Below are 24,243 nucleotides of genomic sequence, written 5' to 3' on the forward strand. Positions count from 1 at the left end.
TGTCTCCCATATGTACCGAAATCCATTATACTAAACAAAGGCGGAAAAAGGAAACAAGCCAAAGTTTCACGCTTTTTTCCGTGTTTCCACGAACTGTTTGATCCGCTTGAGCGCTTCTTCGAGATTTTCCAAAGAAGTGGCATAAGAAAGCCGGATATTGTTTTCCGCGCCGAAACCGGAACCCGGGACGACGGCAACGCGCGCTTCCTCGAGCAAAGCCTCCACAAATGCGTCAACCGTTTGAAACCCAGTCAGCTTTGCGGCTTCTTTCACATTCGGGAATAAATAAAAAGCGCCTTGCGGTTTGATGCAGGTAATCCCGTCAATTTCAATCAGCTGGTTAAAAACAGCATTGAGCCGTGCCTCGAAAGCCTGGCGCATCTCTTCCACGGTGCGTTCATCCCCGCTATATGCGGCGAGTGCCGCGAACTGGGAAGGCGTTGCCGGATTGGAAGTCGAATGGCTGGCAAGATTTGTCATCGCTTTGATGATATCCCCGTTTCCGGCCGCATAGCCGATCCGCCAGCCGGTCATGGAATGGGATTTTGAGACGCCGTTAATGATCACCGTCTGTGCTTTCAGTTCCGGTGAAATGGTGGCGATCGAGACATGCCGGCTGCCGCCGTACACCAATTTTTCGTAAATTTCGTCCGACACGATCAAAATATCGTGTTTCAGGCAGACTTCACCGAGTTTTTCAAGTTCTTCCCTTGTATACATCATGCCGGTCGGATTGCCGGGAGAGTTGAGTACAAACGCTTTTGTCCGCGGCGATATGGCTTTTTCCAGCTGCTCCGGCGTTATTTTATACTGGTTTTCTTCTTTGCCTTCTACAAAGACCGGGACGCCTTCTGCAAGCTTTACCTGCTCGGGATAGCTTACCCAGTAAGGAGACGGGATGATCACTTCATCGCCCTGGTCGAGCAGCACCTGAAACAATGTATACAAGGCGTGTTTTGCCCCGTTGGTAATGATGATTTCATTTGCTTTAAAGCCAAGCCCCTGGTCTTTTTGGAATTTTTCAATGACGGCCTCTTTCAGCGATGCCATTCCGCCGGCCGGGGTATACTTCGTCTGGCCGTCCAGCATCGACTGGTACGCGGCTTCGATAATCTCCCTCGGTGTATTAAAATCGGGTTCACCTGCGCCAAGGCCGATCACATCGATGCCTTGCGCCTTCATTGCTTTTGCCTTTGCCGTAATCGCCAACGTGGATGACGGCGTTAATGCACTTACCCTTGATGCTAGTTTCATACGATTCACCTCTCCAAACGGATCAATTGGATTTTTTTAAAAAAGGAACCTCATCATAGCCGAGGCTGTTTCCTTTTATATAAGCAACTTCCCAAATGGGAACCTGGCTTTCCATGCCGAGCCGCACAGATAAAATTTTATCCGGCTGCCTTTTCTGCACCACTTGTTTCACTGCATCCTGTTTTGAGATGCCGGTATTCAAGTCTAGGACGGTCACACGTTTCGGTTTCTTTTCAGGGATCCAAACCGCTTTTTTCTTCCCGCCTTTTCCTTTCCCCACGACAACATAATAGGTGCTTTTGCCATTGTAAAGATAAAATGCATCGGCAGCCCGGATGCCGGCTTCGCTTTTGGCAACAGCGACCGCTTTGTTGTAGGCTTCATGATACGGTTTCCGTGCTTTCCAATAAGTCTCTGCCGCAAATCCGGCTATCACGATGACCAAAATGCAAATCGAGATCAGTGCTTTTTTCATTCCGAACCCTCATTTTCCATGGCGTAAATCCTTTTAAGCAGAAATTGTCATTCATATCAGTTCCCATGCAGGCCATCCTAAGCTTAGAATCATTTCCTTCATCATTATACAGCAAAAATGAATGAAAAAATGATGCATTTGATCATTTTTCCGGTCTACCCTGTTTTGTGCTGCATTGTCGCAGCACTTTTTTTACAGCCAGCTTTCAATGACCTCAAGCGTCTCGTTCAGATCCAGGTGCCTGATGCGGACCGGCGGCAGAGACTTTGTGAACGCCGGCCCGTATGTGGCCGTTTCAATCCTCCGGTCCAGGACAAGAAAAATGCCGCGGTCATGACGCGTCCGGATAAGCCTGCCAAACCCTTGTTTGAACCTGAGCACGGCTTCAGGCAAGGCATAGGCGGAAAACGGGTTTTTCCCCTTTGCCCTGAAATAATCGGACTTTGCTTCAGTAACCGGTTCATCCGGGGGCAAAAACGGAAGGCGGGCCATCACAAGGCAGGAAAGGTCATCGCCAGGGATGTCGACCCCTTCCCAAAAGCTGCTTAAACCGAAAAGAATGGCTTTGTCAAATTTTTGAAAGCTTTTCGTTAACCTCGACCGGCTGCCGCTTGATATTCCCTGGGCGATAAACATATAATCTTCAAGCATTCCGCTTTCTTTCATCAGGTGGTACACGTTTTTCAGCAAATCAAAGGATGTAAATAAAATCATCATCCTGCCTTTTGTGGCCTCCGCAACGGCAAGCAGATAACCTGCCATTTTTTCCGCAAAGTCTTCTATACTGACGGATCCGATATCGGGAAGGTCGTTCGGGATAATAAACTGCACCTGCCTGTCGAACCGGAAAGGCGACGGAATGCGGACCGTTTTTGTGGTGTGCGCTAGCCCCGTCTCGTCCAGAAAATAGCGGAAGCTTCCGCCAACGGTCAATGTCGCGGAAGTAAGCACAACGCTCTTTTTTCGCGAAAAAAAAGCTTTTTGCAATGTTTCTCCGGCATGCACCGGCTGGCAATAGATGACAAGGCTGTTCGGGAGGGCGCGCAAATCCCCTTCCACCCAGACGACATTTTCATCCCCGCCGTTTTGGCCGGCGAAAATGGCCAGGTTGTCGCGCAAAAGGCGCCAATCTTCCAAAAAGCTGTACATTTCTTCGATAAAAGCGAGTGCCTGTTCTTTCATCTGTTTTTCGGAAAGCAACTGCGAAAGTCTTTCTTCCAAAGCCTGTGAAATCTCTTTCATGGACGCCCTGATCCGTTCCGTACAGAGCAGAACTGCCTGCCATGCTTTTTGTTTCCAATTTTCTTTTTTAATTCTTAATTTGATTTTCTGGTAACCATTTGTTTCCCGGTTCACGCGCATTACTTTTTGGGCAAGCATACCGAATAAATCATCGAGCTCAGCCTCAAGGCCCTGCAGGATTGCATCGCATTCAAACGCGTGCAGTCTGGCTTTTAGCCCATATTTTTCCATCATTTTTTCCAATTTGTAAAACAGTTGTTTTTGCTCATACAGACCAAGCCTTGCCATCATATATTTCATTTGGTTGTAACTTGCGCGTTTCCCGATCGTTTCCCGGGCCGCTTGTTCAAGGCGGTGGGCTTCATCAATGATGACGTATTGAAATCCGTCAAACACCGACTGGTCCCTTTCAAGTTCCGCGCACAGCATCGCATGGTTCGTGACGGCGATGTCAGCAGAGGCTGCGCAGGCTTTGGCGTAAAGATAAAAATCCCGCGATTTCCACGGATCTTTTTTATCCGTATGCCAGCCGTCCTGTTTAATCCGCTGCCAAAAATGTTTTCCGCCGCCAGATAAATGAAGCTCGTCAAGATCGCCGCTTTCTGTTTCGGTAAGCCAGACCAGGATTTGCATTTTGGCAAATACGGCGTCGTACTGCCGGTCCGGTTCTTTTAACGACTGTTCAAACTTAAACAAATGCAGGTAATGGCTCCTCCCCTTTAGCAACACGGTCCTGACCGGGGTTTTCAGCATCTGTTCAAGCCTTTTGATTTCCTTATTTAAAAGCTGGTGCTCAAGCGCAACAGTATACGTGCTGATTAACACCGGTTTCTGTTCCGAAATCGCTTGGAAAGCGGCCGGCACAAGATAGGCAAGGGATTTGCCGATGCCCGTGCCTGCTTCTAATGCGACATGCTCCTCAGCAGAAAAAGCTTCCCGGACATGGTCCATCATTTCAAATTGGGCGGGGCGCGCTTCCATCCCGGTACCTGAAGCCGCAAACCAGGATTCTTTTTCAACTGCATCCTGCGGGTAACGGCCAATCTCACGCGGTCCGTTATCCGGCGGGAGGATTTTCCGCTTTAATGCAATACCACGGTATACTTCCATATCCGGCGGCAAATGCTCGATATGCCGCCGTTTCTCTTCCAGTATATCCTCAAAAATGCCGGCAAGGTCGTTTTTCAAGGAATAAGAAAGCGGCACGAGTTGTTCAAGTGTGACGACAGGAAGGGACGCACACTTTTCCATGCAGGCAAGAAGCAGCTTTGCCGTCACAAAAGCATCACTGTCCGCCCGGTGCGGCCGTTCATGATAAAGAGACAAAGAATCGGCCAGATCCCCCAGTTTATAACTGTTCAAAGTTGGAAATGCAATTCTCGAAAATTCAACGGTGTCAAGGCTCGGCCCGCGAAACGGCGGAAACCCCGCAGCCTTTAATTCCTGCTGCAAAAACGGCAGGTCAAACAGCACATTGTGGGCGACAAATATGCTGTCTTCCAAAATTTCCATAATGCGCGGGGCGATCTCCGAAAATACCGGCGCTTCTTCAAGCATGCCGTTATCGATCCCGGTCAATTCCGAAATAAACGGCGGTACCGGCTTTTCGGGATTAACGAAGCTTGTAAATTGCGTTTTTATCTCCCGGCCTTCAACCACAACAGCGGAAAACTGGATGATGCGATCGCCTTTTTTTGCTGAATTTCCTGTTGTTTCAAGATCTACGACTACATAGCGCTGCATAACATCACCTGACTAAAAATAATTGCCCCGTTTCTTCCATATTGTACTATTTTAACATAAAATCGATCATTCGCCACAAGCAGATGCAGAAATTAAAAAACCGCCCTGCCGGAAAAAGCAGGTGCGGTTTTACCCTTACAAAATCGTGGAAGCCGGTTCTTCCGATAACATTTTTTCAATCCGGTTTTTTGCATCAAGCAGGACAATTTTCGGATGGTGGTTTTTCATTTCTTCTTCCGTCAAAAGGGCGTACGAAATGATAATCACAATATCACCGGGTTGTGCAAGCCGGGCGGCCGCGCCGTTCAGGCAGATGACACCGGATCCCCTTTCACCCGGGATAATGTACGTTTCAAATCGCGCCCCGTTGTAATTGTTCACTATTTGCACTTTCTCATTGGGCGCCATTCCCGCAGCATCCAGCAAATCCGCATCAATCGTGATGCTTCCGACATAGTTTAAATTCGCTTCCGTCACGGTTGCCCGGTGGATTTTTCCGTTCATCACAGTCCGCAGCAAAGCAATCTCTCCTATTCTCATGTTGTTTATTCTGCAAAAATGATATTGTCGATGAGCCGTGCTTTTTCAAATTGGACGGCGACTGCGAGGATACAGCGCCCATGTATGGCATGGACCGGTTCGAGGTCAGGATATGAATACAATTCTACGTAATCGATTTTCCCGGACAGATGCGCGGAAAGATGCGCTTTCACAAGGGAAATCACTTTTTCCGGGTTTCTCTCTCCCTGTTCAACCGCTTTGTTTGCCAATTGCAAACTTTTGTATATTTCGGGTGCTTCTTTCCGCTCCGCCTCCGATAAATAGACGTTTCTCGAACTTTTTGCAAGGCCGTCCGGTTCGCGCACGATCGGGCACGGGACAATGTCAATGGGAAAATCCAAATCGCGAACCAAATTTTCGACAACGGCCACCTGCTGGGCATCTTTCAATCCGAAATAAGCGCGGTCCGGCTGAACGAGGTGAAACAATTTCGAAAGAACCGTCGCCACGCCGTCAAAATGGCCCGGCCGCTTTCTTCCGCAAAGGACATCCGTCCCTTTTGTCACTGTCATTTGAACCGATAAAGCGCGCGGATACATTTCTTTAACAGAAGGGATAAACAATACATCAACGCCGGCTGCTTCCGCTTTATGCCGGTCCCCTTCGGCATCGCGCGGGTACCGGTCGAAATCTTCATTCGGACCGAATTGGAGCGGGTTTACAAAAATACTCATGATGACAATATCGTTTTCTTTTCTTGCCTGCTTTGCCAGGGCGAGATGGCCTTCATGCAAGTAGCCCATCGTCGGGACAAACCCGATCGACTTGCCTTCCTTTTTATACCGGGATACTAGCGCCCGGATTTCCTGCTTCGTTTCTGTAACGCTCATCGCCTGTGCGGTTTTCATTTTGCATGCCCCCCGTACAGTGTTGCCAGTTCTTCTTCTTTCATCGTGTACGTATGCTTTTCTTCGGGGAACGTCCGGTTTTTTACTTCCTGTACGTATTGGCGGAGCCCCGCGCGCATCACGGCATCCGCATCGGCAAATTGTTTCACAAATTTTGCCACTTTTTCGCTTCCGTATTTTACCAGGTCGTGGAATACAAGCACCTGCCCGTCTACGCCAAGGCCGGCCCCGATTCCAATGGTTGGAATGGAAAGTGCGGCTGTCACTTCTTCCGAAAGCTGCCGCGGGACGCATTCCAAGACGACGGCAAAAGCACCGGCCTCCTCGCACGCTTTCGCATCTTCCAGCAGCTTTTTGGCGGCTTCCGCTGTTTTCCCTTGGACTTTATAGCCGCCGAAAATCCCGACCTTTTGCGGCGTCAGCCCGATATGAGCCATCACCGGGATGCCTGATTCCGTAAGCGCTTCAATTTGAGCCGCGACTTCTTTCCCGCCCTCCAGTTTTACGGCATGGGCACCGCCGTCCTGAATGATGCGGGCGCCGTTTTTTAATGTTTCTTCGCGGCTCAAATGGTACGACATAAACGGCATATCGGTGACGATAAAAGTGTTTTTCGCCCCGCGTTTGACCGCTTTCGTATGGTGGACCATGTCCGCCACGGTCACCGGAATGGTCGAATCATAGCCGAGCACGACCATGCCGAGTGAATCGCCGACAAGAATCATGTCAACGCCCGCTTCTTCCGCAAGCTTTGCAGAAGGATAATCATAAGCGGTCACCATTGCAATTTTTTCTTCTTGCGCCTTCATCTTCACAAAATCCGTCGTTTGTTTCATTTTCCAACACTCCTCACCTGTCATGGATTGACCGGTGCAGAGGAAACAAACAATTGGAAAAAGGAGCCCGTCACTGGACAGACGGGCTCCCTGTTGTTTCAATTGTTCATTTTGGCCCTCTGTCCCCGTCCGTTTAAGGATCAAGGCAGAATCTATTTTGTATAAAAAGCTGAATTGGTATAGTTCCGAAATAGATACTACCCAAGTTGATTATAGCAGGAATGGCCAGATTGCGCTATATCCGGCCAAAAAATTTGTCAATTTTTTAACGTTCGATTTCAATATCTGCGGAGTAAATGGCATGCATCTGTCCGTCTTCCCCTTCAAGCTGGAGCACGCCGTCATCCGTGATGCCGACCGCACGCCCTGAAATATCCCCTTTTAACGTATGCGCCGTGATTTTTTTCCCTGCCACATTGGCATAGCTTTCCCATAAAATTTTAAGCGGCGCAAAACCGTTTTGGAGATAAATTTCCTCGTATTTTTCCAATTTCTCAAGGATGCGCTGAATGAGCAGCGCGCGTTTTACTTTTTTACCAGAAGCAAGGGAAAGGGATGTTGCGATCGATTTTAAGGGGTCCGGGAAATCGGTTTCGTTTACATTGATCCCGATCCCTGTGATCACCGCCTGGATCCGATCCGTGTCCGCTTCAAGCTCTGTCAGGATCCCTGCGCATTTTTTTCCGCCGATTAACAGGTCATTCGGCCATTTGATCTCCGGCACAATCCCCGCTGTTTCTTCGATTGCCTGTGCGACCGCAACGGCGGCAATGAGCGTAAACGGGGGCGCCATTTGCGGCGGAAGATCCGGCCGCAGGACAATACTCATCCAGATACCGGTATATTTAGGGGAATACCAGGACCGCCTGAGCCTGCCCCTTCCTCCCGTCTGCTGCTCTGCAATCACAAGCGTGCCATCAGGACAGCCTTCCTGTACGAGCTGGTGCGCAAGCCGCTGGGTAGAATCGATCGTTTCCCGGTAATGAATGTTTCTTGCAAGCCGTTTTGTCCCGAGCCCGTACCGGATTTCATTTTCCGTCACTTTGTCGCCCGTTCCTTTAATCCGGTAGCCTTTTTTCCGAACCGCTTCCAATTCAAAACCTTCTTTGCGCAGCTCTTCCATATGCTTCCAAACCGCCGCCCGCGAGCAGTTCAGCTTTTTCGCCAGCGTTTCTCCCGATACAAAGCCGTCCCCAGCTTCCGTCAGCAATTCTATTATTTTTTCTCTTGTGGATATTTGCACAAAACCCACCTCCGGATTGCCTCATATTGGTTTTCGATTTCGCCGTTTATCAGCGCTTTTTCAATCTCACGGAGCATTTCTTTCAGCCACGGGCCGCCTTTTTTCGAAAAAAGCGCCATCAGCTTTTTCCCGTCGATTGCCAGCTCGCTGCGGTTTTTCACCGGCAATTTCTGGAAAGCCTGCCGGAGAGCGGAAATGCGGGGCGCCGGGTTTTCGCGGCGAAAAGCACAGAAAACCGCTTCAGCATCCAATGCCGTTTGTTCGCCGGCATCGTAGAGCATAAGCGGATCCCACTTTCGCCCGGCGCGCATCCTGAAAAAGCTGAGCGTACGCACGATGGCTTTCCGTTTTTCATTCGGCAGTTTCCATTTTCGCAAAAAAGCGTTGGCATCTTCCGGGTTCGCGGCGGCAACAAGGTACACCCAAAGCTGCTGTTCTGACAATTCGTTTAACACCGGGTGCAGGGCGGAAAAAAGTTGCGCTTCCCTGCCGCAAAGACCGGGGAGAAACCCGAGCAGCCCGGTTTCCTCAAGCAGTTGAAGCGCTTCATACGGATGCTCTCCTTCCAGCAATTTGATAAATTCCTGGGTTATCCGCTCAACAGCAATATGCCGGATAAGCGGTGCATGGCGCCGGATGGCCTGCTTCGTCCCGGGTTCAATACCAAAACCGAGCTGACTTGTAAACCGGGCGGCCCGCATCATCCGGAGCGCGTCTTCCCGGAATCTTTCTTCAGGGGATCCGACCGTTTCAATCCGCTTCATCCGGATGGCTTCACTGCCTCTAAACGGATCAATCAGTTTCCCGTTTTTATCCATCGCCATCGCATTCATCGTGAAGTCGCGCCGTTTTAAATCTTCAAGCAATGAGTCTACATATTCAACCGATTCCGGGCGCCGGTAATCTTTATAGGCCGACTCGGTCCGGAACGTCGTGATCTCGTACTGGTTTCCTTTATATAATACAAGCACTGTTCCATGTTCAATGCCGATGTCAACAGTATGTTTAAAAAGCGCCTTTACCTCTTCCGGTTTTGCCGAGGTGGCAATATCGACATCGTGCACCGGCCGCCCGAGCAGGCTATCGCGGATCGAGCCCCCGACAAAAAAAGCTTGGAACCCTGCGTCTTCAAGCGTCCGGATAATGGGAAGCGCCGTCTGAAATGGCGGGAGCATGTCCATCAACCTCATTTACCGTTTGTTCATATATTTGTTCGTATTGTTTCAAAATGTTGCGGGAATAAAATTTCTCTTTTACCGTCTTTTCGCACGCTTTCGAAAATGCAGCATAAAGGCCTGGATCCTCAAGCAGCCGGACGGCTTTTCGGGCAACGTCGCTCACATCACCCAACGCGCACAAATAGCCGTTCACCCCGTCTGTGATGACTTCCGGAATGCCGCCAACCCGGGTGCCAATGCACGGGACACCGCACGCCATCGCTTCAAGCGCAACAAGGCCGAAACTTTCCTTTTCCGATAAAAGCAGCATCAGGTCGCTGATTGCGTACAGCTCCTCGAGCCGGTCCTGCTTTCCTAAAAACAAGACATCTTTTTCTATACCGAATTGGGCAACGAGCCGGGAGACGACGGTCATTTCCGGCCCGTCGCCGACAAGAAGCAGTTTCGCCGGCATTTGTGCCCGCACTTTCGCAAAAGCCTTGACGACATCGGGCACGCGCTTTACCGCCCGGAAATTGGAAACGTGAATCAGCACTTTTTCCTTTTCCGAAATGCCGTAATCCTGTTTTAAATGGCCTGCCTCCCTTTTCCGGTATACGCGTTCATCGACAAAATTATAAACCGTCGAAATGTTTTTCTGCGGCCAGATCAAATCGTACGTTTGCCGGACGAGCGCTTCAGAAACGGCCGTTACTGCATCCGACTGTTCAATCCCGAACCGGATGGCGGAAACAAGCGACGGGTCATACCCGAGCACAGTGATGTCCGTGCCATGCAGGGTGGTCACGATTTTCATCCGGGTGCCGGCCATCATTTTGCCGAGAATGGCGCAGATGGCGTGTGGAATTGCATAATGGACATGGAGCACATCCAGCTTTTCCCTTTCCGCCACTTCTGCGATCTTAGAGGCAAGCGCAATATCATAAGGCGGATATTGAAAGACGGCGTACTGGTTCACTTCCACCTGATGGGTATAAATATTCGGGTACATTTTATTGAGCCGAAACGGGACACTCGAGGTAATAAAATGGATCTCGTGGCCGTTTTCGGCAAGCAGCTGGCCGAGTTCCGTTGCAATGACGCCGGATCCGCCTACGGTCGGATAGCACGTAATCCCGATTTTTAACTTTTTCATAAGTCGAGCACATCCAAATTCACAAGAACCGGTTTTTTGCTTAAAAACCCTTCTGCATATTTCACCCCGAGCTCTTTCCCGAACATCCTCTCACGCGCGGTGACCGCTTCAATATAGCCATCCGTAAGCGGTGTATGGACACTTCTTTCCCGTATCGAAAACTGGCTTTCATAGGCATGGAGGCTCTCAAGTTTTTTGTCCATAAAATTGGTGACATCGACGACAAAATCGGGCGGATGAAAACCGTTTACCATATAAAAATAAAGATGTTTCGGTTTATGGGAAGGAAGATCCGGTTCAGAACGGTATTTCCCGATGCCGGCCGAAAAAAAGGCTTCCTCTGTAAGCCTGCCGCAGTTACCGTGATCGGGATGGCGGTCTTCATGAAAAGGCGCAAACACGACATCCGGCTGAAACTTCCGGATGACACCGGTAACGGCGCGGATAGCGTCCGCTTGCATAAAAAGGCCGCGGTCCGGCAATTTCAGCGTTACTCTTTCTCTAACCCCGAGGCAGGCTGCCGATTTTTGCGCCTCTTTTTTGCGGTTTTCAACCGTCCCGTTCGAAGACAGCTCCGCTTCTGTCAAATCGCATATCGCAATTTTTTTCCCCATTGATGCCCATTTGGCAATAGATGCCGCCATGCCGATTTCGACATCGTCGGCATGGGCCCCGAAAGCGAGAATATCCACCTTGCCGGCCATTTCCTTTCCTCCTTCCGGTTAATCCAAAATATTTTCGAGCCCATAAACAAATGTATTGAGGTTCATCACCGTTTCAACGGCTACTTTCACCCCTGACATGAAAGAGGCGCGATCCATCGAGTCATGGCGGATCGTAAGCAGCTGGCCGTCCCCGCCGAACAGCACTTCCTGGTGGGCGACAAGGCCGGGCAGGCGGACGCTGTGGATATGCATGCCTTCAAAATCCGCGCCTCTTGCACCTTGTAATGTTTCTTTTTCATCCGGATGCCCCTGTGTTTTTTTTCTTCTTGCTTCCGAGATCATTTGCGCCGTTTTTACGCTCGTGCCGGACGGGGCATCTTTTTTCCGGTCATGGTGTAGCTCGATGATTTCCACATCCGGGAAATATTTCGCCGCCATTTGCGCAAATTTCATCATCAGCACTGCCCCGATTGCAAAATTTGGTGCAATGATACAGCCGATTCCTTTTTGTGCGGAAACGGCCTTTAGTTCTTCCAGTTCCGCATCGGTAAACCCGGTCGTCCCGACAACCGGGCGGACACCATGTGCAAGGGCCGTTTTCGCATGGAGGAACCCTGCTTTCGGCACCGTCAAATCAATCCATACATCCGCCGGGCAATTTTCAAGGCATGCTTCCGGGTCGGTATACACCCGGACCGGTTCGCCGTTATAATCGGATACATCATTGAACAGTTTGCCATCAAAAGTCCTGTCCACTACGCCAACGAGTTTAAAATGTTCCGTCCGCTCGATCAGCCGGACCGCCTCGCTCCCCATTTTCCCGCGGGCCCCGGCAACAATAATCCGAATATCATCCATGTTTCATTACTCCTCCTGCTCTTTTCGCGTCCATCTGTCTTTATCACGCGTGTTAAATTTCTGCAAAACCATTGTATGGGCTTCCTGTAAATCAATATGTAAAGCATTTGCCATGCAAATGACGACAAACAGCAAATCGCCGAGCTCTTCTGCTACGGTTTTCGGCTTCTCATCCGGTTTTTTCGGTTTTTCCCCGTAATAATGATTGATTTCGCGCGCCAGCTCCCCAAGTTCTTCCGTCAGCCTTGCTGTAAGCGCAAGCGGACTGAAGTACCCTTCTTCAAACTGGCTGATATAATCATCGACTTCTTTTTGCATTTGCCGGATCGATTTGTTTTCTGCCATTTTCATCCCCCAATCCTGTAATCCTCTTCCATGTTAGCCAAAAACGGCAGATTTTACAAATCATATATTTGCTTTTCTCTCTGCCTGATTGCCCTTTTGTACCGCTTTCGCTATAATGGGAACGCCGGATATATACCGGGGAAGGAGGATACGGATTATGCTGAAAATGAAAAACATCTTTTTTATCCTGCTCGGCTCTTGCATCTTTGCCTTTGGCATTGTCCATTTTAATATTCAGAACCATCTGGCGGAAGGCGGTTTTACCGGAATTACGCTGCTGCTTTACTATTTATTTCATATCAACCCCTCTTACTCCAATCTGATTTTGAATATTCCCGTATTTTTTGTGGGATGGAAGCTACTTGGAAAAAAATCGTTTTACTATACACTGGTCGGGACGGTCGGCTCCTCTCTTTTTTTATGGATTTTTGAGAAGAAACATTTCCATATTCCGCTTCGCGATGATATGTTTCTTGCGGCGCTGTTTGCCGGGGTATTTATCGGCGTCGGTCTCGGCATTATCTTCCGCTACGGGGGGACATCTGGAGGCGTCGATATCATTGCCAGGCTCGTGTTTAAATATAAAGGCGTGGCGATGGGCAGGACCATGTTCATGTTCGACGCATGCGTGATTACGCTGTCGCTTATCACCTATCTGCATTACCGTGAAGCGATGTACACGCTCGTTGCCGTTTTTGTCGGCTCGCGTGTTGTCGATTTTCTGCAGGAAGGGGCCTATACGGCAAGAGGCGCTTTTATCATTTCGGACAAGCATGATGAAATTGCCGAGAAAATTATGAAGCAGATGGACCGCGGCGTTACGGTTTTTCGCGGGCACGGTATGTTCACGAAACAGGACCGGGATGTGCTGTACTGTGTCGTCGGAAAACATGAGGTGTCCCGTTTAAAAGGCATTATCCATTCCGTTGACCCCCATGCCTTTGTGTCGATGATGGAGGTCCATGATGTGCTCGGGGAAGGCTTTACACTCGATGAGAACAAACAGCCGATTGAAGATTAAAAAAGAGCTGCCGCGGCAGCTCTTTTTTAAATCTGTTTTTCAAAATGCAGGCGTTTGTTGATCAGGTAGATGACCGGCATACCAATCAGCATCACAGCAAGTTCACCGATCCCTGCCGTCAGCCAGCCGAAAAAGAAAGGCACGCCGTTAAACCATTGCATTTCCCATGCGATAATAAACATGGAGGCCGTAAAAGCAATGGAATTAAGGATCATCTGCCCCCAGACGCCCTTTATAAACCGTGCGGATAAAATGGTAATCGCAAGCGCAAGGACGGACTGACCCGTGCCGATGAACATATCATACTTGATCGGCGAGAAAAACAAGTTTGAGAGAAAAACGCCTAATACAATGCCAATCATATACTTCTTGTTAAACACAACGAGATGGTTAAAAATTTCAGAAACACGGAACTGGATGTTCATAAACGCAAGCGGCTGAATAAAAAATGTCACCGCAATATACAGCGCCGCGACAATCCCGTTGACGACGAGTGTTTTCAGTTTCATATGCATCTCTCCTTAGTTTTTTTACGTGGGATGGTTTCGAACCACGGGTTGGAAACAACCAAACTTCTTCATTATAATGCAAACTAGAACATGCAGCAAGACAAAAAAAGCTTTCCGGGTTGCCGATTCACCCCGGAAAGCTTTTCGTACTGTTAATTATTGTTGTTATTGCCGTTTAAGTTGGTAAAGATGAGGATTAAACGCAGCAGTTCAATGACCGCAACAGCCGCGGCAGCCACATATGTGAGCGCGGCAGCCGATAACACTTTGCGCGCTTCCCTTTCTTCCCCGCCGCGGACAATGCCGAGCGATGTGACTTGTGCAAGCGCACGGGACGATGCATTGAATTCAACCGGCAATGTCACAAGCTGAAACAACACGGCAAGCCCCATGAGAATGATCCCGAGCAGGAACATGCCTGTCGCATGCGTGAACATCCCGATCAAAATAAAAATCCAAGAGGCATTGCTGCCGATATTCGCCACAGGCACGAGGCGGTGACGGAAACGGAGCGGCCCGTAATTGACTTTATCCTGAATGGCGTGTCCGCATTCGTGCGCCGCAACAGCAGCCCCCGCAATCGAACGCCCGTGGTAGTTGGCAGTCGACAAATTGACCGTTTTGTTAATCGGATTGTAATGGTCGCTTAGAAAGCCGCTGTGTTCCAGCACTTTCACATGGTATAAGCCATTTTCGTCCAAGATCATCCTTGCCACCTCGGCGCCTGTCATGCCGGATGCATTTGCGACCTTTTCATACTTGCTGTATGTGTTTTTTACCTTCAGCTGGGCCCAGATCGGAATGATTGCCAAAATGAGATAGTAAATCAAAAACGACATTTGCCACCCTCCATACCCTCCATGGTAATCTTACCTTTATTGTATCCGAATAAGGTCAAAAGGTCAATCCATATGATCGGTCTCGTGACGCTCTTCTTTTTGCCCTTTGTATTTTCTCCATCCGACATACGATAAAGTAAGAATGATGATGCTGCCGGTGGAAATCATAATCCACCAGAGGGAGGGGTCGGCTTCATCTTCCTTCATGGCTTCAAACAGCTGCTTCAAATCTGTCCGGAGCGCCTCCAGTTCCTTTTTTCCGGACCCGCTGCCTGCCACCTTGTCCCGATAACGATCAATATAAGCGATTTTCGAATCGAGCCGCTGTATTTTTTCAACCGGCAGATCCACTCTTAAACTCGGCTCGATCACTGCATATTGTTTGAGGAACAGGTTTAATTTTTCGTTGTACGTTTCGCGCTTCCCTGTTGCGGCTGCTTTTTGCACCTCTGTAAATGAAGACATCACCGGCCCTTCCATCTGCGTCCAGAGCGGCTGATACTTCGATTGGATCGCATCCACCACGAGCCGGAATGACGTGCAGGCATCCACTTTCTCCTCAGGCTCTGCGCTTACTTTCGTCAACGCCTTTACCGCTTCATCATGGGTGACGGTCAAAACTCTCAATTCATCCATCGTTAAACGTTTATTTTTAAACGATTGCCTGGAAAATGTTTTCGAAAATTCATTCAGCACATTTTTTGCTTCTGCATATTGCCCGTTTTTCGCCAGCTGCAATGCCTCGTCGCTTAGGTCATTTAAATGTGCCAAAGCATCATCCGAACCTTTTGCAAAACTTTTTCCGGCAAAACTTAACATGAACACACAAAGAAGGATCACTACTTTTCTCCTCATCCTTGTCCCCCCTCATACTGTTACTAACTTATGAAGGGAGGGACAAGAGTAGACCATAAAAACAGCCCGGCGTCCATTTCGGGGATTCCTGCTTTCTGCCGACGGAAAAAGCGATTTAAAGTTCGAGGCGGAGCCGCCTTTTGTGCACGGCAAACCGGTATGCAAGCAAAAGAGAAAGGATGCTCAGCCAAAAGGTAAAATAGCCGATTTCACGGATATACCGGTATACATCTTCGTACCGGGGAAACTGCATAAAAACGTAGTCAATAATATCATTGTGCAAAGTCCATACCGCCGCAACCAAAAGATGCTTCCATTTGAATTGGTAAAACGGCGCATACAATATTCCCTCTATCGCCATTGCCAAATGGGAAGCCATCAGCATATATCCCTGCCATGGCAATGAGCCGTTTACGATCAGTACGAGAAGGTTCATCGCAACCGCCCAAATCCCGTATTTAAAAAGCGTCACCATTGCAAGTGCCTCCACATACGGCCAGTGTTTCCGCCATAAAAAGGCAAGCAGCACAAACAGAAAGAACAGGCTTGCGGTCGGGCTGTCCGGGACAAACAGCCAAAACGCAGGCGGCGTATCGCGAAGCTGCCACCCGTACCAAATGTAACCATAAATGGTCCCTGCAGCATTGGCTAAAAAAAGCATCCAAAGGACACGCCTGTCTGCCAGCGCCGCATACAATGCCGGTACATTCATCGTCTTCCCCCATTTCAAAAAAGATAGATTCATTTTAACAAAACAGAAAGCACGAAAAAAGCCGGCTTCTGCCGGCTTTTTTTGCTTTTATTTCGATTTTAGCCCGGCGATATAATCCGCCAGTTTTTTCAAATCCTGATCCGAGCCTTTAAATTGGTTAGGCGGCATTTTCCCCTTGCCTTTTTTGGCGATTTTTGCGATTTCATCCGCACTTAAGCCTGTGCCGACTAAAGAAGGGGCTGCCGCACTGCCCTGGAGATTTTCTCCGTGGCACGTCACACACGTCTGCTTGGCAAATATTTTATAGCCTTCTGCGTTTTTGTCAATGGCAACCTGTTTCACGATTTTCCCCTGCTCTTTCGCTTTTTTCCAATCGTGGTGGGCCGCCGCTTCCCATGTCAGGTAGAATATTGCACAAACCGCGAGCAGCATAAACCCGGTTGCAAGGGGCCTATCAAGCGGCCGCCGCTTAGGGCCGCGGTCAATAAACGGTGCCAACAGCAGTGCAAGAAAAGCAACGCCCGGGATCGCGAGCCCGATCACCTGGTACGGGCCGGAAGAATAAGTATACTTTAATAGTTCATACAGGAATAGAAAATACCAGTCCGGCATCGGAATATAACTCGTATCCGTCGGGTCCGCAATTCGTTCAAGCGGCGACGGGTGTGCGGCAGTGAGACATAAAAAGCCGACGAGAAAAACAGCGCCGACGAGCCACTCTTTCAGCAAAAAGTTCGGCCAAAAAGCTTCCGTTTTACCGGGATACTCCGAGTAATCCTTAGGAATATTCGGTTTGCGGTCCGCATTAATTCTGGAATCACCAACAAATCTCATTCCTTTTCCGCGATGCATCCTTCCCCCTCCTTTTGCCCGTTATGGATACTTATTCATTACAGCGGTCCGGAAATTCCCTGCTTGCGGATCATCAAAAAATGGGCTGCCAAAAGCAGCATCAGCACCGCTGGCAGGAAAAAGACATGGATGGCAAAAAATCTCGTCAGCGTCTGGGCACCGACAATATCCGGATGGCCGGCCAAAAGCGTTTTAATATACGGCCCGATAAACGGCACCGAATCCGCAATCTGCAGGCTGACTTTTGTCGCAAAAAGCGCTTTCATATCCCACGGAAGCAAATAACCGGTGAGGCCGAGCCCGAGCATGACGAAAAAGATGAGCACGCCGACAATCCAGTTCAGCTCGCGCGGCTTCTTGTATGCGCCCTGGAAAAACACCCGCAGCGTATGTAAAAACATCATGACGATGACGAGGCTTGCCCCCCAGTGGTGCATTCCTCTCACAATCTGGCCGTATGCCACATCATGCTGCAAATAATAGACAGAGTGCCAGGCATTTTTAATATCCGGAACATAGTACATCGTTAAAAACATACCCGACAGAATCTGGATGGCTGTTATAAAAAAAGTGAGCCCCCCAAAACAATAGACAAAAGCGGAAAAATGGTGCGCCGGGTTGACATGCTCCGGCACTTCATGGTCAGCAATATCCCGCCAAAGCGGCGTAATATCAAGGCGCTCGTCGACCCAGTCATACAATTTGCTAAGCATCTCTTCCCCCTCACTTCACATATGGATTTTTCTGCGGTTTGCCCAGGTACAGATAGCCGCCCTTTGTTTTGACAGGGTATGCATCCAAAGGCGCGGAAGGTGGTGTTCCCGGTATGTTTTTCCCGTTTTTCTCATACCGTCCGCCGTGGCAGGGGCAAAAAAACTGATTCGGATGCGCTTTGTTCGTATTCCAGTTCACGGTACAGCCAAGATGTTTGCAAACCGGTGAAAGCGCCACAATATCGCCTTTACTGTCTTTATACACCCAGGCCGTCTGGGTGACATCCGACTTATACCAGCCGTCCGTCTGTTCGTATTTAAAATCGACACGCACCGGTTCGCTCTTAATATCAGAAACTTTCAATTTGGTTGGATGAAAGTCGCCGGCTGCTTCCGCCTCGAGCACCGGGTCGACGGCAAAACGGAGCATCGGCATCAGCGCACCCGCAGCCATAAATCCGCCTACGCCCATCAGCGTGTAATTTAAAAACTGCCTCCTTGACACCGGATCTTTTTTGCTCAACCTGTTCCCCCCCTTACAGAACTGTTGGTTTCCTAATATTTTCAAGATGTAGCAAATACACTCTTATGATAAAACAAAGATATTTGCCGGTCAATGAATATTGTCTATTTTATGTCAAGTATCTTTCTACTCGAAATAAACTGATATTTTAATATAACTTTTTCAGTTTTCTCCCCATGACCGGACAATAATGGAGATAAGCTGTTTTACCTGTTCATCTACAATGGCATCCTGCTGTTTTTGTTCCATATGTTCAAATGGGACAGCCGGTAGCCAGACCACATTTCCGTTCAGTTCGGCCTGAAGCCTTTGCCAGCCGGGATCGCTGGTCAAATAAAAAATATGCCGGAACCCGCTTTCAGTCAATTCGGCTTCCCATGACTTGATGGCAGGCCCCGCACTGTCCGGGATCGTCTGCTGCAAATAAGGGAAAGCGGGCAGCAAAACAATCCGGCCTTTAAATTGCGACTCGAGGCAGCCTGCGATCATCTGGATCCATTCATATCCGGAAGCGAGCTGTCGGATATGGTCTCCGAATGAAACCGGGACAAGCGGCAGGACTGCCGTGTCAATAAAGTAACGTTCCTGTTGATACAATTCCATGTCTTTTGCACGCCAGCGCACAGATGATACCCCTTTCATTTTCCCCGCGGGCAAAAACCGGAAAGATTAATCATCCAGTTTTTTCATCTCCCCGCTTAATTCGACAAAACGGCCGTAATCTTTCTCATCGAGCGCTTTGTCGATTTCTTCCCGCAGTTTATTCCGTTTAAAGTCTTTCATGCTTTTTTCCAATAATTTTTCCGCCATTTGCCGGTCTGTCTCGTTTATATGGAGATCTTTCGGCATATACGGGTTTTCTTCAAGCACAGCCGCATACTGGTACGATAAATGGGATTTTTTGAAATTGAGCTGGATATAAATGTCTTCCTCACGGTTCAGCCGGATATCATGGAAAGACTTTTCCGCATCCGTTGTCATAATATTATCTTTATAAAAGCGGAACGGCACATTGTCCACGCAATGCGTCGACATGATAATGCCGCGCGGGCAAAGATGCGCTTCCTCGACGAAATGGACTTTTTCCATCAGCTGGTCGTGGCTCATTAAATAATTCAAAATCCAGACTGACTCCCGTCTTTTTAATTGGTAATGATTTAAAAACCAACGGATAAACTCCTTTTTCTCGTTGATTGAAACAGGGGTGAGAGCCATCGTAATCCCTCCTCTGCAAATTGAATGGCCGTGTTTACAGCGGGCAGCTTTTTTGATAAAACATTGGTTTACACCTTCATTATACCTTTTCCCGTCTAAACCGCCTACGAAAAAGTCCGGCAACGATGGCCGCAATTAATTTCCGTCTTCAAGCCTTTCAAGAAGTGCAATCCATTCATCATTTGCCGGATCTTCGCGCAAAAGCTTTTGGAAAATGCCGTAAGCCTCTTTCCTTCTCCCTTCTTCAATCAGGAAATAACCGTAATCCTCCAGAAACACCGTGTCGTTTTGTAAATCATTATATGCATATCCATAATACTTTAATGCCTGAGAATATTCTTCCAAATGCTTAAGCGATATGGCCAGATCCCAGTAAAGCCGAGGGTCGGTATCCCCTTCTTTTTCCATGCTGAGGGCCCGGTCACGGACTTCTTCGTACCGCTCCTTTTGAAGCAGCAGCTCGTTGTAGGAAAGGGCCGCATCCAAATAGCCGGGATCCAGTTCCAGCGCTTTTTTAAAATAATTTTCCGCTTTTTCCTCATCGCCTGCTTTTGTAGCCATTTTTCCAGCAAAATGATAAAGTTCTTTATCATACTCGTCTTCTTTTATGCCCTTTTCAGCAGCAGCAAGCGCTTCTTCCGGCATTTGTTCGTGCTCATATGCACGGCCAAGATACAGGTAAAGCGGATGGTAGCCGGGATCCGTTTCCCGCAATTCTTCAAACAGCTCTATCGCTTTTTCATAAAATCCTGCCTGGTACGCGGTTAAGGCATATCCAAATAATGTGTTCGCCTCAAAGCGGCCTTCCATCGCATGCTCATATTGGTGCAAGGCCTCTTCAAACGCGCCCGCTGCGCTCAGCACTTCTGCAAGGCGCCCGTGGATGTTTGTATCCGCAAATGTATCGATCCCTTTGCCCAAAAGCCACTCATATTCACGGGAAGCTTCCGCATATCGGGCACAGGAAGCGTAGAACTCGGCAAGCGCAAAATGGATGACAGGTTCTTCCGGCAAAAGCGATGCAGCTTCCATCAGTTTGTTTTCGCTGACCTCATACAGGCCCTGCATTTGATACAAATCCGCAAGCAAAAGCAGTGCACGCGGGTAATCGGGGTCCGTCTCCGGAATGCGGTCGAGGTATAATATGGCTTCTTCTTCCTTGTCCATATCAATAAGCGTTTCCGCCATTAAGATCACAAGCTCGCCGTCATCCGGATAAGACGCAAGCAAATCTTTATATAATTGCTGTGCTTCATTCAGAAAACCGAGGCCCTCAAGCTGCCCGGCAAGCGCATATTTCTCTTCGTCCGTGCCGAGCGCGAGAAAATCTTCAAATGTTTTTTTCGCCTCCTCGAGCCGGCCTTCTTCCAAATGATCCAACAATTGTTCCATTAAGCTCATGAAAATCTTCCTTTAATCTTTGATGTGTTTCCTTTTGCTGAACCTTTTGCAACGTTAGCCGCGGGATTTTTGCAAAGCCAGAATCTTGCAAAGCCAAAATCCCCGGTTGCCGCTAAAAGTGCTCCCCCGGTCCCCTGGTGAAATGGCAATCGCCCTTTTCCCGGAGCCCACTTGCCTGCAGGAAAAACCGCGGGTGGCCTTTGGCTAAATCATAATGAATTTTGAAGGCCAGGGCAAATCATTTGCCTTTCCGGGTTCCCTGTTTAAGTATTTCTCCGCCGTGCATGAAAATCCCTTTTTTTCACAGCAAAAATAAAGCGGGGCACGGGATTTTGAATTTCCGCACCCCGCTTTTCCACGGGCATCATGATCAGGCTGTTCTCTGTTATCCTGAAAACAGGCACCGGCTGATTTTCATTCTTTTGCTGGTGCCTGTTTTCAATAGGCGTCTAAAGCCGTTACAGAACGGATTTCAGATCATCAAAAAACTGCGGGTATGATACGGCGATTGCTTCCGCCCCTTTCAGGCAGACAGCATCCTTTGCCACAAGTGATGCAACGGCAAGCATCATCCCGATTCTATGATCCCCGTGGCTTTCCACCGTCCCGCCTGAAAGCCGGCAAGGGCCTTCAATGATCATGCCATCCGCTGTCGCTTCAATATGGGCGCCCAGTTTCTTTAATTCCCGGACAACCGTGTCAATCCGGTTTGTCTCTTTCACTTTCAGTTCTGCGGCATCTTTTATGACTGTCCTGCCTTCCGCCTGTGTAGCAAGAAGGGCAATGATTGGAATTTCATCAATGAGGCGCGGAATCAGCCCGCCGCCGATTTCAACGCCTTGTAAAGCAGCCGGACGGATCACCAACGTGCCTGTTTGCTCGCCGTCAGATGGGGCATGTGTTTCGACCACTTCCATATCCGCGCCCATTTGCTTTAAAACGTCAATGATCCCGGCACGGGTCGGATTGAGCCCGACATCCGGCAAGACGATTTCACTCCCAGGCACGAGCGAAGCAGCAGCCATAAAAAAGGCGGCGGATGAGATATCGCCGGGCACAACGATCTCCGTGCCATGGAAAACCGTGCCGCCCCGGACGGAAATTGTTCTCCCTTCCGTCCTGACCTCGCCGCCAAATGCCCGGATCATTCGTTCAGTATGGTCGCGGGTGGGCTGCGGCTCATACACGATTGTAGTGCCGTCTGCCTGAAGACCGGCTAAAAGAAGCGCGGATTTTACTTGCGCGCTTGCAACAGGCAGCCGGTATTCGATTCCCTGAAGCGCCCCGCCCCTTATAGAAAGAGGGGTGAAATTGCCGCCCCTTCTTCCGTCAATGTGCGCGCCCATTTCGCAAAGCGGTTTTGTGACGCGTTGCATCGGGCGCTTTGCAATCGATTCGTCGCCGGCAATGACCGAATGGAAGGGCCGGCCAGCAAGAAGGCCGAGCATCAGGCGAGTCGTCGTGCCGGAGTTTCCGGTATCGAGCACCGTTTCCGGCTCCGACAAACCGTCCCATCCTTTTCCATCAATCACCACCCGGGTGCCATCCCGTTCGATCGGCACGCCCATTTGCTGAAAACAATGAATGGTGCTCAAACAGTCGGCGCCGGGGAGAAAATTTTCTACCATCGTTTTTCCCCTGGCGACAGCGGCAAACATAACCGACCGATGGGAAATCGATTTATCCCCCGGAACTTTAATCGTACCTTTTAACCCTGTTTGCGCGGGTGCCAATTTTTCCATTGCAGCCACCACCTTCTATTGGATATAGACTTCATGCGGGGTTTCTTTTTTTAAAAGATTCATGGCTAGATCACGGTCATTTTCCGAGCGAAAACTGATCCGGAGCACGCCGTATATATCTTCCCGCGCCTCAAGGATGCGGATATTCGTAATGGAGATTCCTTTTTCCGCCAGTTTATTGGTAATTTGAGAAACAACCCCCGGGACATCCGGAATATCGACAAATAAATCGTAAAAAGACGGGATTGCGCCCGATCCGCTGATTGGAAGGCAGTCGCGGTATTGTTTCGCTTCCGCATAAAAGCGGTGCAGAAGCTCATACTTGTTGTCTGCAAGCGCCTTTTTCACTTCCTGAAGATTTTTCGCCCATCTATCCAAAAGCCTGATCAGGTTTTCCCTGTTACCGCAAGAGATGTCCGCCCACATTTGCGGGCTTGAGGAGGCAATCCGTGTAATATCACGGAAACCTCCGGCAGCAAGCCTTTTTAAAAGGGGATATTCCGCATCAGCGTCTTTCACAAGATGGACAAGTGACGCTGCGATAACATGCGGAAAATGGCTGATGACCGCAACCATTTCATCATGCATTTCCGGAGAAACGGTGATGAAATTTGCCTTTGTTCCTTTCAGCCACTGTTTCAATTCTTCCGTCCGCTGATCTTGTTCATGGAAAGGCGTAAGCAAATAAAAGGCATTTTCAAACAAGGACAGGCTGGCGGCCGTAACGCCGCTTTTATGGGAACCGGCCATCGGATGCCCGCCGATAAAAACGGTGTTGTTGCCGGCGAGCCGCTGCGCCTTTGCCATGATGCTTTCTTTCGTGCTGCCCGTATCGGTGATGATCACATTTTCCTTCAATTCCATTTGCCCGAGCTGCCCGATCAATTTTTCCGTTACAAGCACCGGCGTGGCCAATATAATTAAATCCGCGCCACGCACGCCGTCTTGGATCGTTTCCACGTAATCGTCCACGACCATCAGGGCTTTTGCCATTTTCATTTCTTCCAATTTGGCATCATACCCTGTGACCTTGGCTTCCGGATGTTCCTTTTTAATCGCCAGTGCAATGGATCCCCCGATTAACCCGAGCCCGATCACAAACACATTTCCTTTCAAAGGTGCCACCTCTTTTTGTAAAAAGGCGGCCTTTTGCTGTCAAAAGGCCCGCCGTTGTCAAGTTCATTTGCGGCTTTCCAGAAAAGCCCCGATCGCCCCGAGTACGCCCCGGTTCTGTTCTTCCGACCCGATGGTAACCCGGACCGTCCCCGGCATCCCGAGCGCTTCCCCGGAGCGGACGATATATCCCCTGCCAAGCAAAAACCGGCAAACTTCCTCACTATCGCATTGAAAATCGATTACAATAAAATTTGCCTGCGACGGGTAAAATGCAAGGCTGTTGCGGCGGCAAAACGCATAAAAGTGTGCGAGCCCCTGCCGGTTTTTGTCGCGGCAGCTCTGGATAAACGCCGGGTCCTCCA

26 protein-coding genes and 1 riboswitch are annotated in these 24,243 nt (G+C 49.2%); of the genes, 1 reads left to right on the plus strand and 25 read right to left on the minus strand.

Annotated elements, in window-relative coordinates:
- Window positions 1-66 precede the first annotated feature (66 nt).
- The 12 genes from P9687_RS15280 to P9687_RS15335 form a co-directional block, all read right to left on the minus strand.
- Window positions 67-1,254: a pyridoxal phosphate-dependent aminotransferase gene (locus tag P9687_RS15280; protein ID WP_017550453.1), complete on the minus strand. Its 1,188-nt coding sequence runs from the start codon at window positions 1,252-1,254 to the stop codon at window positions 67-69.
- A gap of 22 nt (window positions 1,255-1,276) precedes the next feature.
- On the minus strand, window positions 1,277-1,729 hold the full coding sequence (locus P9687_RS15285; RefSeq protein ID WP_014098186.1) for a cell wall elongation regulator TseB-like domain-containing protein: 453 nt from the start codon (window positions 1,727-1,729) through the stop codon (window positions 1,277-1,279).
- 192 nt (window positions 1,730-1,921) lie between these two features.
- Window positions 1,922-4,714, minus strand: a complete 2,793-nt coding sequence (dinG, locus tag P9687_RS15290; protein WP_035188085.1) for an ATP-dependent DNA helicase DinG — start codon at window positions 4,712-4,714, stop codon at window positions 1,922-1,924.
- 135 nt (window positions 4,715-4,849) lie between these two features.
- Entirely contained in the window at window positions 4,850-5,233 is a 384-nt protein-coding gene (panD, locus tag P9687_RS15295; RefSeq protein ID WP_014098184.1) for an aspartate 1-decarboxylase, read from the minus strand.
- A gap of 26 nt (window positions 5,234-5,259) precedes the next feature.
- Window positions 5,260-6,105, minus strand: coding sequence for a pantoate--beta-alanine ligase (gene panC / locus P9687_RS15300; RefSeq protein WP_026104511.1), 846 nt, complete (start codon window positions 6,103-6,105; stop codon window positions 5,260-5,262).
- A 14-nt stretch (window positions 6,106-6,119) separates the two neighbouring features.
- Window positions 6,120-6,959, minus strand: a complete 840-nt coding sequence (panB, locus tag P9687_RS15305) for a 3-methyl-2-oxobutanoate hydroxymethyltransferase (protein WP_035188082.1) — start codon at window positions 6,957-6,959, stop codon at window positions 6,120-6,122.
- Between the two features lie 265 nt (window positions 6,960-7,224).
- Complete coding sequence (locus P9687_RS15310) at window positions 7,225-8,202, minus strand: biotin--[acetyl-CoA-carboxylase] ligase (RefSeq protein ID WP_014098181.1); 978 nt, start codon at window positions 8,200-8,202, stop codon at window positions 7,225-7,227.
- Complete coding sequence (locus tag P9687_RS15315) at window positions 8,175-9,377, minus strand: CCA tRNA nucleotidyltransferase (RefSeq protein ID WP_061577310.1); 1,203 nt, start codon at window positions 9,375-9,377, stop codon at window positions 8,175-8,177. Before P9687_RS15315 ends, P9687_RS15310 begins: the two co-directional genes overlap by 28 nt.
- Entirely contained in the window at window positions 9,331-10,515 is a 1,185-nt protein-coding gene (gene bshA, locus P9687_RS15320; RefSeq protein ID WP_035188077.1) for an N-acetyl-alpha-D-glucosaminyl L-malate synthase BshA, read from the minus strand. Before bshA ends, P9687_RS15315 begins: the two co-directional genes overlap by 47 nt.
- Window positions 10,512-11,219, minus strand: coding sequence for a bacillithiol biosynthesis deacetylase BshB1 (gene bshB1, locus P9687_RS15325; protein ID WP_014098178.1), 708 nt, complete (start codon window positions 11,217-11,219; stop codon window positions 10,512-10,514). The genes bshA and bshB1 overlap by 4 nt, the downstream gene beginning before the upstream one ends.
- An 18-nt stretch (window positions 11,220-11,237) precedes the next feature.
- Window positions 11,238-12,038, minus strand: coding sequence for a 4-hydroxy-tetrahydrodipicolinate reductase (gene dapB / locus P9687_RS15330; protein ID WP_013859487.1), 801 nt, complete (start codon window positions 12,036-12,038; stop codon window positions 11,238-11,240).
- Between the two features lie 6 nt (window positions 12,039-12,044).
- Window positions 12,045-12,389: a nucleotide pyrophosphohydrolase gene (locus P9687_RS15335; protein ID WP_014098177.1), complete on the minus strand. Its 345-nt coding sequence runs from the start codon at window positions 12,387-12,389 to the stop codon at window positions 12,045-12,047.
- Between the two features lie 151 nt (window positions 12,390-12,540).
- On the opposite strand from P9687_RS15335, the gene P9687_RS15340 reads away from it, so the two are divergent.
- Entirely contained in the window at window positions 12,541-13,404 is an 864-nt protein-coding gene (locus P9687_RS15340) for a YitT family protein (RefSeq protein WP_014098176.1), read from the plus strand.
- Between the two features lie 26 nt (window positions 13,405-13,430).
- Here P9687_RS15340 and P9687_RS15345 read toward each other — a convergent pair whose 3' ends face one another.
- From P9687_RS15345 to P9687_RS15405, 13 genes are all read right to left on the minus strand, one after another.
- Complete coding sequence (locus tag P9687_RS15345) at window positions 13,431-13,913, minus strand: QueT transporter family protein (RefSeq protein ID WP_017550459.1); 483 nt, start codon at window positions 13,911-13,913, stop codon at window positions 13,431-13,433.
- 6 nt (window positions 13,914-13,919) lie between these two features.
- Window positions 13,920-13,964: riboswitch (PreQ1 riboswitch) on the minus strand.
- A 101-nt stretch (window positions 13,965-14,065) separates the two neighbouring features.
- Window positions 14,066-14,752: a zinc metallopeptidase gene (locus P9687_RS15350; protein WP_013859491.1), complete on the minus strand. Its 687-nt coding sequence runs from the start codon at window positions 14,750-14,752 to the stop codon at window positions 14,066-14,068.
- 63 nt (window positions 14,753-14,815) lie between these two features.
- Window positions 14,816-15,607: a sporulation protein YpjB gene (gene ypjB, locus P9687_RS15355; protein ID WP_014098173.1), complete on the minus strand. Its 792-nt coding sequence runs from the start codon at window positions 15,605-15,607 to the stop codon at window positions 14,816-14,818.
- Between the two features lie 115 nt (window positions 15,608-15,722).
- The gene (locus P9687_RS15360) at window positions 15,723-16,319 is read right to left on the minus strand and encodes a DUF1405 domain-containing protein (RefSeq protein WP_035188074.1); all 597 of its coding nucleotides are present in this window, start codon (window positions 16,317-16,319) and stop codon (window positions 15,723-15,725) included.
- Between the two features lie 87 nt (window positions 16,320-16,406).
- Complete coding sequence (locus tag P9687_RS15365) at window positions 16,407-17,171, minus strand: menaquinol-cytochrome c reductase cytochrome b/c subunit (RefSeq protein WP_014098171.1); 765 nt, start codon at window positions 17,169-17,171, stop codon at window positions 16,407-16,409.
- 38 nt (window positions 17,172-17,209) lie between these two features.
- On the minus strand, window positions 17,210-17,884 hold the full coding sequence (gene qcrB / locus P9687_RS15370) for a menaquinol-cytochrome c reductase cytochrome b subunit (RefSeq protein WP_013859495.1): 675 nt from the start codon (window positions 17,882-17,884) through the stop codon (window positions 17,210-17,212).
- Between the two features lie 10 nt (window positions 17,885-17,894).
- A complete protein-coding gene (locus P9687_RS15375; protein WP_013859496.1) occupies window positions 17,895-18,407 on the minus strand; it encodes a QcrA and Rieske domain-containing protein in 513 nt (170 codons plus the stop codon).
- Between the two features lie 162 nt (window positions 18,408-18,569).
- On the minus strand, window positions 18,570-19,031 hold the full coding sequence (locus tag P9687_RS15380) for a YpiF family protein (RefSeq protein WP_328228582.1): 462 nt from the start codon (window positions 19,029-19,031) through the stop codon (window positions 18,570-18,572).
- Window positions 19,032-19,076: 45 nt separating this feature from the next.
- Complete coding sequence (locus tag P9687_RS15385) at window positions 19,077-19,622, minus strand: ReoY family proteolytic degradation factor (protein WP_014098169.1); 546 nt, start codon at window positions 19,620-19,622, stop codon at window positions 19,077-19,079.
- Between the two features lie 135 nt (window positions 19,623-19,757).
- Entirely contained in the window at window positions 19,758-21,023 is a 1,266-nt protein-coding gene (locus P9687_RS15390; protein ID WP_035188073.1) for a tetratricopeptide repeat protein, read from the minus strand.
- Between the two features lie 458 nt (window positions 21,024-21,481).
- Complete coding sequence (gene aroA, locus P9687_RS15395; RefSeq protein WP_035188072.1) at window positions 21,482-22,765, minus strand: 3-phosphoshikimate 1-carboxyvinyltransferase; 1,284 nt, start codon at window positions 22,763-22,765, stop codon at window positions 21,482-21,484.
- Between the two features lie 15 nt (window positions 22,766-22,780).
- Window positions 22,781-23,881 (minus strand): prephenate dehydrogenase, encoded by a 1,101-nt coding sequence (locus P9687_RS15400; RefSeq protein ID WP_014098166.1) that lies wholly within the window; start codon window positions 23,879-23,881, stop codon window positions 22,781-22,783.
- A gap of 63 nt (window positions 23,882-23,944) precedes the next feature.
- On the minus strand, window positions 23,945-24,243 hold a 299-nt coding region (locus tag P9687_RS15405; RefSeq protein WP_328228918.1), incomplete at its 5' end, for an aminotransferase class I/II-fold pyridoxal phosphate-dependent enzyme.

Origin of the sequence: Weizmannia sp. CD-2023, from assembly GCF_036225245.1 — a bacterium.
Lineage (GTDB): Bacteria > Bacillota > Bacilli > Bacillales > Bacillaceae_C > Weizmannia > Weizmannia faecalis.